At 70.0% G+C, this 9,720-nt stretch carries 8 protein-coding genes; 4 read left to right on the forward strand and 4 right to left on the reverse strand.

All coding sequences use genetic code 11. From position 1 onward, the window contains the following. Window positions 1-41: 41 nt before the first annotated feature. The 4 genes from ACCD11_RS18710 to hemC all read right to left on the reverse strand — a co-directional run bounded on the left by ACCD11_RS18710 (window position 42) and on the right by hemC (window position 4,223). Window positions 42-1,325, reverse strand: a complete 1,284-nt coding sequence (locus ACCD11_RS18710) for a heme biosynthesis protein HemY (protein WP_413315001.1) — start codon at window positions 1,323-1,325, stop codon at window positions 42-44. Window positions 1,326-1,430: 105 nt separating this feature from the next. Beyond that, window positions 1,431-2,531 (reverse strand): uroporphyrinogen-III C-methyltransferase, encoded by a 1,101-nt coding sequence (locus ACCD11_RS18715; protein WP_413315002.1) that lies wholly within the window; start codon window positions 2,529-2,531, stop codon window positions 1,431-1,433. Then, a complete protein-coding gene (locus ACCD11_RS18720; RefSeq protein ID WP_413315003.1) occupies window positions 2,528-3,301 on the reverse strand; it encodes a uroporphyrinogen-III synthase in 774 nt (257 codons plus the stop codon). Before ACCD11_RS18720 ends, ACCD11_RS18715 begins: the two co-directional genes overlap by 4 nt. Before the next feature lie 16 nt (window positions 3,302-3,317). Next, window positions 3,318-4,223: a hydroxymethylbilane synthase gene (hemC, locus tag ACCD11_RS18725; protein WP_413315004.1), complete on the reverse strand. Its 906-nt coding sequence runs from the start codon at window positions 4,221-4,223 to the stop codon at window positions 3,318-3,320. A gap of 104 nt (window positions 4,224-4,327) precedes the next feature. Here hemC and ppc point away from each other — a divergent pair, with 104 nt between their 5' ends. From ppc to ACCD11_RS18745, 4 genes are all read left to right on the forward strand, one after another. Further along, entirely contained in the window at window positions 4,328-7,171 is a 2,844-nt protein-coding gene (gene ppc / locus ACCD11_RS18730) for a phosphoenolpyruvate carboxylase (RefSeq protein ID WP_413315005.1), read from the forward strand. 64 nt (window positions 7,172-7,235) lie between these two features. Continuing rightward, window positions 7,236-7,637, forward strand: a complete 402-nt coding sequence (locus ACCD11_RS18735) for a GFA family protein (protein ID WP_007830451.1) — start codon at window positions 7,236-7,238, stop codon at window positions 7,635-7,637. After that, a complete protein-coding gene (locus ACCD11_RS18740; RefSeq protein WP_007830450.1) occupies window positions 7,634-8,185 on the forward strand; it encodes a hypothetical protein in 552 nt (183 codons plus the stop codon). The genes ACCD11_RS18735 and ACCD11_RS18740 overlap by 4 nt, the downstream gene beginning before the upstream one ends. A 176-nt stretch (window positions 8,186-8,361) precedes the next feature. Continuing rightward, window positions 8,362-9,609 (forward strand): MFS transporter, encoded by a 1,248-nt coding sequence (locus ACCD11_RS18745; RefSeq protein ID WP_413315006.1) that lies wholly within the window; start codon window positions 8,362-8,364, stop codon window positions 9,607-9,609. The last annotated feature ends 111 nt before the right edge of the window (window positions 9,610-9,720 follow it).

A 9,720-nucleotide genomic window follows, 5' to 3' on the forward strand; every position in this document is an offset into this window, starting at 1 on the left:
TGCGCCCCGCCCGCGCTCATTGCACCCGCCGCTGCAGACGCTCAGCTGTTCTCGACCTGCGCCGCGCGCTTCCACGCCTCGGCAGCCTGCTCGGCGTCGTTGCGGTCTTCGGCCAGCCTGGCCAGTGCGAGCCAGGCGCGGCGGTACAGCTCGGTGTCCTGCAGTCCCAGGCCGGCCTGCGTCAGCAACTGCTGGGCCTTGCCCCACAGCTGGCGCTTCATGCAGGCCATGCCCGCAAGGTATTGCAGGTTCGGGTCGCGCGGGTTGTTGCGCTGTGCACTTTCAATGCGCGCCAGCCAGTCGGCGTCCACCGAATCGAGCCCGGCTTCGAGCGCGCGCGAGAGCTTGACGCGCAACGCGTCGCCCAGCCCACGCGGATTGGCCACCATGCGCTCCCAGGCCGGCAACAGCCAGCCGCGCGCCAGCGCGAGGTCGCCGCGCAACGCGACCATGCGTTGTGCGGCATGGATCGCCACCTCGGGCATTCCGCGTTCGTTGGCATCGAGTTCGGTCCAGGCGCGAAGCAACTGCGCAGGATCGTGCGCGCCCGACAGCAACTCGGTCGCGAGGCCGCGCACGATGCTCTGCGCCGCGGCTTCCGAGAACGCCCGGTGCTTGGCCAGCAGGCGCGCGGTTTCGAGCGCCTCGAGCGTGCGGCGATCCTGCCGCGCCGCCTTGAGCCGCAACCGCAGGGCCAGCGTGCGGCGCTGCGCGCCTTGCGGCAGCTCTTCGAGCCGCGCGAGCGCCGCCGCCGCATCGCGGTCTTCGAGCGCCCAGCGCGCCGCGCGCAGCTGCACGCCTTCACGCGTCTCCGGGCTGGCGAGCACGGCGCGGTCCACACTTTCGTTGAGGGCCTGCTGCAGATGCGCGTCGCGCGCCGGCTTGTCCTGCAGGGCCTGCGCGCTCTCGGCGGCCAGCAGGTGCGACAGCACGCGCACCTGCTGCGCCTGCGGCAGGCCGGCGCCGAGTGCCGCCAGCGTCTTCTCCTGCGTGAGCGCGGCCTGCGCGGCCTTGCGTGCGCGCGAGAAACGGCCCGCGATCAGCTGCACCATCGCATCGAGCAGCGCCGCATGCAGCGTGCGCTCCTTCTGCTGCAGCCGCCACTGGCGCGCCTGCGTCGGCAGCGAGAACAGCGCCGCCAGCGCCCGCAGCGCCGCGTGCAGCAGCACGAAGGCCACGAGCAGGATCACGAGCACGAGGTTCAGCGACAGATCGACGCGCCATGGCGGCCAGAACACGGTGATCGTGCCCTGGTTGTTGCCCGCGAACAGGGCGACCGCCGCGGCGACGGCGAACAGGGCGAGGAGCCAGATTGCAGCGCGCATGTCAGCGATCGCCGCCGGGCCGCCCCAAGGCGAGCCGCGCCTTCCCCAAGGGGGATGGCGAATTGCACGGAGCGAAGCAAGTGAAAAGCCGGTGGGTCATTCGTTCTAGCGCCCTGCGGCCGCGGTGGCCAGTGCCGCCAGCGTGTCGTCGATGCGCACCGGCTCGGTCGTCTTCAGCTGGGCCTGCAATTGCTGCAGCAGCGTGGCGGCAGCCTGGGTGCGGCGCGATGCGGGATCGAAATAGCGGTTGAGCGACGCGGTCACCTGCGACAGCTCGCTGCGCGTGGCTTCCATCTGCCGCGACAGCAGCGAAAGGCGCGCGTTGAGCAGCTTGAGCTTGAGGTTCTCGCGCAGGAAATAGGACTGCTCGGGCGCCAGCAGGATCGCCTCCGGGCTCTGGATGCGGCCGACGCGCACCAGCGAGCGGGCTTCGCCGCGCACCGTGAGCAGTGCGCGCTGCCACCACGGCGCATCGGCGGGAATCGGTTCGGCCTGCCAGGCGTTGGTGCCGTTGCCGCGCACGGCAACTGCGTTGAGCGTGGGCAGGTCGTCTACGCCGCGCATCAGTTCGTCGAGCTTCTGCAGCGCTTCGGCGCTGTCGGTGCTGACGCTGCTGCGCAAGCGGTCGGCATCGCGCTGCATGGCTCGCTGCAGGGGGGTCAGCCGCGGCTGCGCGGCACGCGCGATGCGCACGTCGCCGGCCTTGAGCGCGGCCAGCAGCGGCTCGACGCTGCCCGTGACCTGTGCCTGCTGCAAGGCAAGGCGCACGGCCGAGTCGATGTCGACCACGAGGTTCTCGTCGCGCGAACGCGAGAGGCTTTGAATCAGTTCTTCGAGCTGCGAGCGCTGCAGCGCGACTTCGGCCACGCGGGTTTCGACCAGGGCCACACGGGCCGAAGCGTCGCGCACCGTGTCGCTCGCCTGGCGCGCCAGCGTGCGCGCCTCCATCGATTGCGCGATGGCGTCAGCGCTCTGGCGCGCCAGTTGCTCCTTCATGCCGCTGACCTTCTGCCACAGCGCGATCGCAATCAGCAATGCGGCCAGCGCCACGAGGGCCACCAGGCCGAACGCCACGCGGGAGAGAAGCAGCGCGCCCGCGGCCTGCGCGGCCGGCGTCTGGTGCGGTGCCAGCGTGGCAGGCACCGGCGCGGTGGCAGCGGTTGGGGAAGAAGGGGAAAGATCGTCTGACGGGGACGCGGCGCTCATGCCAGGGATTCTATAGACGCGATCAGCGCATCCAGCAGCGGCGTGCTTACACGCAACGCCCCGAAACCCGCGGCCCGCGCGGCTTCGCCGATGCGTGCATGCGTGGCGACCGCGCTTGCGGCATGCCAGTCGACGCCAGGCATCGCCCGCTGGAGATTGCCGATGGCCTCGGAACTGCTGAAGAGCCAGATCGCGCGGCCCTCGGCACCATCGATGGCCAACTGGCGTTGTACGACGTCCAGCGATGGCGACAGCCGGCGGTATGCCACCACGGTGTCGCGATGGCCGCCCGCGGCATCGATCTCGTTGGCGAGCCAGTCGCGCCCCGTCGGTCGTCCGGCCTCGTCGCCGCCGCGCACGATCAGCACGCGCACGCCGGCCGATACCTGGGCCTGCACGCGCTCCCACAGCGCTTCGGAGTCGAAGCGCGTGGCTTCGGGCGGCGGCGCGTCGATGGACCCGGTCGGCACGCCGGCACGAAGCAAGGCGCGCGTGGTACCCGGGCCCGTGGCCCAGAAGCGGCATCCCGCCAATGCGCGGGCAGGCTCCCTGTGCTGGAAGAAATGCTCGACGGCCGTGGCGCTCACGAACATCAGCGCCGAGTAGTCCGCGAGTTGCCGCCACGCCGTGCGCAAGGGCTCGGCATCGACCACCGGCTCGATCACGATGAGCGGCAGCGCGACTGCGTCGAGTCCCGCTGCGCGCAGGTCCCTCACCCATTGCACTGCCTCGCGCGCCGGCCGCGTGACGATGACGGGACGGGCGGTCATGCGATGACCACGGATGTCAGTGGGCTCCGGCGTCGCGCAGCAGCGCCGCGGCGCGCTGGCCGAGCGCGTCGGCCTCGGCGAAGCCGGCGGCGGGCGCCAGCGCATGCACCTTCACCAGCGGCGCGTTGCCTTCCGGGTCGCCCCACGCTGCATCGATGCGCAACGCGCCATCGGCCTGCCATCGCGCGTGGGCCGCGAGCGGCATCGAGCAGCTGCCGCCCATTGCGCGGCTCACCGCGCGCTCGGCGGTGGTGGAAAGCCAGTCGCCGTCATGGGCCAGCGAGCCCAGCAGCCCGATGAGGTCGGTGCGGTCCGCGCGCACCTCGATGCCCAATGCACCCTGCCCCGCGGCCGGCAGCATGGTGTCGGGGTCGAAGGCCACGCGGATGCGGCTCTCGAGCCCCAGCCGCTTGAGCCCGGCCGCCGCCAGCACGATGGCGTCGTACTGTCCTTCGTCGAGCTTGCGCAGGCGGGTGTCGAGGTTGCCGCGCAGCGGTTCGATGCGCAGGTCGGGCCGCAGCGCGCGCAGCAGCACCAAGCGGCGCAGGCTGGAGGTGCCGACCACCGCGCCCTGCGGCACTGCGTCGAGCGAGTCGTAGCGCGGGGAGACGAGCGCATCGCGCGGGTCTTCGCGCTCCAGCACGCAGGCGAGCGCAAAGCCTTCCGGCAGGTCCATCGGCACGTCTTTCAGCGAATGGACCGCGATGTCGGCGCGCCCTTCTTCGAGCGCGAGTTCGAGCTCTTTCACGAAGAGCCCCTTGCCGCCCACCTTGCTGAGCGAGCGATCGAGGATCTGGTCGCCGGTGGTGGTCAGGCCGAGCAGGCTGACCGTGTGGCCCTTTTCTTGCAAAAGCGCCTGCACGTGTTCGGCTTGCCAGAGTGCCAGGCGGCTTTCGCGCGTGGCGATCACGATATTGCTCAAGACCTGTTCCAAAAGTACGTGTTCCAAACCCTTGGAATGCTAGCATGTTGCGCCGCAGCAACGCAGACGGCGCATCCATTCAAGAAGTCCAGGACCAACATCGAATGAAAGCCAGCAAGACCCCTGCTCCCCCCAAGCGCCGCCAGGCCGAAGACCAGCCGTTGATCGACGACATCCGGCTGCTGGGCCGGATCCTCGGCGACGTGATCCGGGAGCAGGAGGGAGACGAGACCTACGCGCTGGTCGAGAAGATCCGCACCTTGTCCGTGGCTTTTCGCCGCGATGCCGACCACGCCGCCGACCGCGCGTTGAAGAACCTGCTCAAGGGCCTGAGCGCGGCCGAGACGGTGCGCGTGATCCGCGCCTTCACCTACTTCAGTCACCTGGCCAACCTCGCGGAAGACCGTCACCAGATCCGCCGCCGCACCGAAACCGAGCGCGCCGGCGAAAGCGTCGACGGCGACCTGCAGACCGCCCTCGCCCGCATCCGCAAGGCGGGCGTGAAGCCCGACGAAATCGTTGCCTCGCTGGCCCACAGCTACGTCTCGCCGGTGCTCACCGCGCATCCGACCGAGGTGCAGCGCAAGAGCATCCTCGACGCCGAGCGCGCCATCGCGCAACTGCTCACCGCACGCGACGAGATCAAGCTGCGCCAGAGCGCCTACGCCGGGGGAAAGGACGCGCTCACGCCACTCGAATTCGCCGAGAACGAAACGCAGATGCGCATCCGCGTCACGCAGATCTGGCAGACGCGCCTGCTGCGCTTTTCCAAGCTCACCGTGGCCGACGAGATCGAGAACGCGCTGAGCTACTACGAAGCCACCTTCCTGCGCGAGATCCCGCGCGTGTACGCCGACCTCGAAAAGGCCCTGGCCCAGGGCGGCCACACACCCTCGGTCGCCCCCTTCCTGCGCATGGGCCAGTGGATCGGCGGCGACCGCGACGGCAACCCCAACGTCACCGCCGAGACGCTCGAATACGCACTGAGCCGCCAGTGCGAACTGGCGCTGCGCTACTACCTCACCGAGGTGCACTACCTCGGCAGCGAGCTGTCGCTGTCGGCCACGCTGGTCGACGTGTCGGTCGAGATGCAGGCGCTGGCCGAGCGCTCGCCCGACAAGAGCGAACACCGCAAGGACGAGCCCTACCGCCGCGCGCTCACCGGTGTGTATGCGCGCCTCGCGGCCACGCTGCGCGAGCTCACCGGCGGCGAGGCCGCGCGCCACGCCGTCGCGCCGCAGAACCCGTACGCCACGGCCGAAGAGTTCCTGGCCGACCTGCGCACCGTGGCCGAGTCGCTCGAGGAAAAGCACGGCACCGTGCTCGCCGCGCCGCGCCTGCTGCCGCTGATTCGTGCGGTAGAGGTGTTCGGATTTCACCTGGCCACAGTCGACCTGCGCCAGAGCTCCGACAAGCACGAGGCCGTGATCGCCGAGCTGCTGGCCACCGCGCGCATCGAGCCTTCGTACGCCTCGCTGGCCGAAGAGGCCAAGCAGACGCTGCTGCTCAAGCTGCTCGACGACGCCCGCCCGCTGCGCGTGCCCGACGCCGACTACTCGCCGCTCGCGCAAAGCGAGCTGGCCATCTTCGCCGCCGCCCGCACCGCGCGTGCGCGCTATGGCGCCGCGGCCATCCGCCACTACATCATCAGCCACACCGAAACGGTGAGCGACCTGCTCGAAGCACTGCTGCTGCAGAAGGAAGTGGGCCTGCTGCGCGGCGCGATGGACAGCAACGCGACCTGCGACCTGATCGTGGTGCCGCTGTTCGAAACCATCGAAGACCTGCGCAACGCCGCGCCCATCGTGCGCGCCTTCTACGCGCTGCCGAACATCCAGGCGCTCATCGAACGCTCGGGCGCCGAACAGGACGTGATGCTCGGCTACAGCGACAGCAACAAGGACGGCGGCATCTTCACCAGCAACTGGGAGCTTTACCGCGCGGGCATCGCGCTGGTATCGCTGTTCGACGAGCTGAACAAGAAGAAGGCCAACCCGATTCGCCTGCGCATGTTCCACGGCCGCGGCGGCACGGTGGGCCGCGGCGGCGGCCCGAGCTACCAGGCGATCCTTGCGCAGCCGCCGGGCACGGTGCGCGGCCAGATCCGCCTCACCGAGCAGGGCGAAGTCATCGGTTCTAAGTACGCCAACCGCGAGATCGGCCGGCGCAACCTCGAGACGCTGGTGGCCGCCACGCTCGAAGCCACGCTGCTGCCGCAGGGCAAGCTGGCGCCGGCCACCTTCCTCTCGGCGGCCGGCGAACTCTCGACCGCGAGCATGGCCGCATACCGCAAGCTGGTGTACGAAACCCCGGGCTTCGGCGACTACTTCTTCGGCTCCACGCCGATCCGCGAGATCGCCGAACTCAACATCGGTTCGCGCCCCGCGTCGCGCAACCCGAGCCACAAGATCGACGACCTGCGCGCAGTGCCGTGGAGCTTCAGCTGGGGCCAGTGCCGCCTGACCATTCCGGGCTGGTTCGGTTTCGGTTCGGGCGTGGAGCAATTCCTGGCCGCCGCCGGCACCGCCGCGGGCAAGAAGGAACGCGTGGCCCTGCTGCAGCGGATGTACGCACAGTGGCCCTTCTTCCGCACGCTGCTGTCGAACATGGACATGGTGCTGGCCAAGAGCGACCTCGCACTGGCGTCGCGCTACGCCGAGCTGGTTACGGACCGCAAGCTGCGCCAGAAGGTGTTCTCGATGATCGACGCCGAATGGCACCGCACGTCGGATGCGCTCACGCTCATCACCGGCGCGAAGCAGCGGCTCGAAGGCAATGCCGAGATGCAGCGCTCGGTGCGCCACCGTTTCCCCTACATCGATCCGCTGCATCATCTGCAGGTCGAGCTGATGCGGCGCTACCGCGCGGGCGACGGCGGCGAGCGGCTGCAGCGCGGCATCCACATCTCGATCAACGGGGTGGCGGCGGGGCTGCGCAACACGGGATGACGCAGCCGGGGGAGAGGCGAAAGCGGGCATAGACTCGCTGCCCCAACACCCAAGAGAGATCGCCATGAAAGGCTCCTGCCTCTGCGGCACCGTCCGGTACGAAGCCGCCCGCCTCGCCGGGCCCATCGCCCACTGCCATTGCGCGACCTGCCGCAAGGCGCACAGCGCGGCCTTCACCACGACCGCTCGCGTCGACAGGTCCGACTTCCGCTGGACCGCGGGCGAAGACGCCATCGGTTCGTTCGAGTCGACGCCCGGCAAGCTGCGCCATTTCTGCACCCGCTGCGGCACGCACCTCGTGGCCGAATGGGTGGCGCAGCCGCAGGTGATTCTGCGCCTGGGTTCACTCGACGACGACCCGGGCCAGCGTCCAAGCGCGCACATCTGGACCTCTCACGAAGTGCCGTGGCTGGACCACGCTTGCGACATTCCCTCCTTTGCGGAAGCGGCACCGCCCAAGGCATGAGCACGAAGATCCAGTTCCGCCGAAAGGTCATCGTCGCCGTGCTGTTGTGCGTGGCCATCGGCGGCGCCGTCGTGCGGCACTACGCAGTACCCGGCTCCACCACCCGCGACATCGGCACGCTGCTGATGGTGCTGTGGGTGCCGATCATCGGCAACGTCATCGCGTGGCTCATCAGCAAGCGGCCACGCCGCGCGCCGCCGCCCGCGGCCGTGGCGCCACCGAGCTTCGACACGCTGGGCGCCTTCGCGCCGCATGTGCTCGCCGAGCTCACCTTCCGCAAGCCGGCCCTGCCCTCGCAGGACATTCCTATCGCGCCGGGCGAATACCGCTGCGCGCTGGTGATCGACAAGGAAGGCTTCTCGGCGCGCTGGGTCGTGCCGCCGGGCGATGCGCTGGAGCGCGGCAAGCCTGCGGCGCTGGAGATCGAGTTTCTCTCGCCGGCCATTGCCCAACCGAAGTTTCCGCAGGGTGCGGCCTTTCGAGTGCTGATCGGCGACTCGTTCATCGCCGATGGCCGGATATTGCAGCTGCGGCCAACGCTCACCTGAGCCGCGCCAGCGGGCATGCGGATGGCGATAGCCATCAAAAGGGCCGATTGTTCGCCCTCGGGAAACTGACTACTGCTTCCCGGCCCCTATGTCGCGCACGCGACCGCTCGCACACTCGAATGCCTCTTCACCAGCATTGGCGAGTTCGTCGCCGGTGCTTCCAAGGACCGCATTCCATGATGAATTCACCCAGCAGCAACCCCTGCATCGACGAGCTCGCGAGCGCGGCGGCACCCGCACCGGCCTCGGCCTCCCGCTCCGCATGGCTTGCCGTCGGCTCCATCGCCGTCGGCACCTTCGCCATGGTCTCGACCGAGTTCATGCCCATCGGCCTGCTGACCGACATCGCGCGCGGGCTCAACGTGTCCGACGGCACGGCCGGCCTGATGGTCACCATGCCCGGCGTGCTGGCCGCCTTCGCCGGCCCGGCGCTGATCGTCGCTTCGGGCAAGCTCGACCGCCGCACCGTGCTGATCGCGCTCACCACGCTGCTGATCGCCTCGAACCTGCTCGCCGCCTTCGCGCCCAACTTCGCCACCATGCTGGTCGCGCGCCTGCTGCTCGGCCTGTGCGTCGGCGGCTTCTGGACCTTCGCACCCGCCGCCGCCACGCAACTGGTGCCGCATGCCTCGCAGGCGCGGGCCATGTCGTACGTGCTCGCCGGCGTGTCGGCCGCCACCGTGCTCGGCGTGCCGGCCGGCTCGTTCCTCGGCACGCTGTTCGGCTGGCGCGCCTCGTTCGCCGTGACCGGTGCTCTCGCCGCGCTCGTGCTGCTGGTGCAGCTGTGGCTGCTGCCATCGATTCCGCCGGTGCGCGCCATCGGCGCGCGCGACCTGCTGACGCCGCTCACGCGCCGCATGGCGCAGGTCGGCCTGCTCGCGGTGCTGTTCTTCATCGCCGGCCACTTCGCGGCCTACACCTACCTGAAGCCGCTGCTGCAGCAGGTGTTCGGACTGGCGCCCAACTCGGTTTCGACGCTGCTGCTGGTCTACGGCGCGGTGGGCTTCGTCGGCACTTTCGTCGGCGGCAGCCTCGTGGCGCGAAGCGTGCGCGGCACCACCCTGCTGGCGGCGCTGATGCTCGCGACGGCGCTGCTGCTGACGACCGTGATCGGCTCTGGCTTCGTGCCCGGGGCAGTGGTGGTCGTGATCTGGGGCGTGGCCTTCGGCCTCATCCCGGTGGCGCTGACCGGCTGGATGATGGAAGCGGTGCCCGACGCGCCCGAAGCCGGCCAGGCCCTGCTGGTGAGCGGCTTCCAGGTGGCGATCGCCTCGGGCGCGCTGATCGGCGGCGTGACGGTCGACAGCTTCGGTATCTCCAGCGCGATGGTGCTGAGCGGCGTGCTGGTGCTGATCGCCGCGCTGATTGTCGGCACGCTGGGCCGGGCACGCGGCGGCGCGGCGCTGGCCGCCATTCCCGAGTAACGGAAACCTGGCTAGCGGGGGGCCGGGGTTTCGGGCCCCCCGCATGGCAAGGGGCCCCCCCCCCACGGCCGTGGGGCGGGGGGGTTCCCCCCCGGACCCCCCGGCCCCGGG

Source organism: Variovorax sp. Varisp36, from assembly GCF_047304235.1.
Classification (GTDB): Bacteria; Pseudomonadota; Gammaproteobacteria; order Burkholderiales; family Burkholderiaceae_C; genus Variovorax.

Bases quoted from the DNA above. Each gene is read 5' to 3' on its own strand.
- ACCD11_RS18710 (WP_413315001.1), bottom strand. From the start codon at position 1,325: ATGCGCGCTGCAATCTGGCTCCTCGCCCTGTTCGCCGTCGCCGCGGCG.
- ACCD11_RS18715 (WP_413315002.1), bottom strand. From the start codon at position 2,531: ATGAGCGCCGCGTCCCCGTCAGACGATCTTTCCCCTTCTTCCCCAACC.
- ACCD11_RS18720 (WP_413315003.1), bottom strand. From the start codon at position 3,301: ATGACCGCCCGTCCCGTCATCGTCACGCGGCCGGCGCGCGAGGCAGTG.
- ppc (WP_413315005.1), top strand. From the start codon at position 4,328: ATGAAAGCCAGCAAGACCCCTGCTCCCCCCAAGCGCCGCCAGGCCGAA.
- ACCD11_RS18735 (WP_007830451.1), top strand. From the start codon at position 7,236: ATGAAAGGCTCCTGCCTCTGCGGCACCGTCCGGTACGAAGCCGCCCGC.
- ACCD11_RS18740 (WP_007830450.1), top strand. From the start codon at position 7,634: ATGAGCACGAAGATCCAGTTCCGCCGAAAGGTCATCGTCGCCGTGCTG.
- ACCD11_RS18745 (WP_413315006.1), top strand. From the start codon at position 8,362: ATGATGAATTCACCCAGCAGCAACCCCTGCATCGACGAGCTCGCGAGC.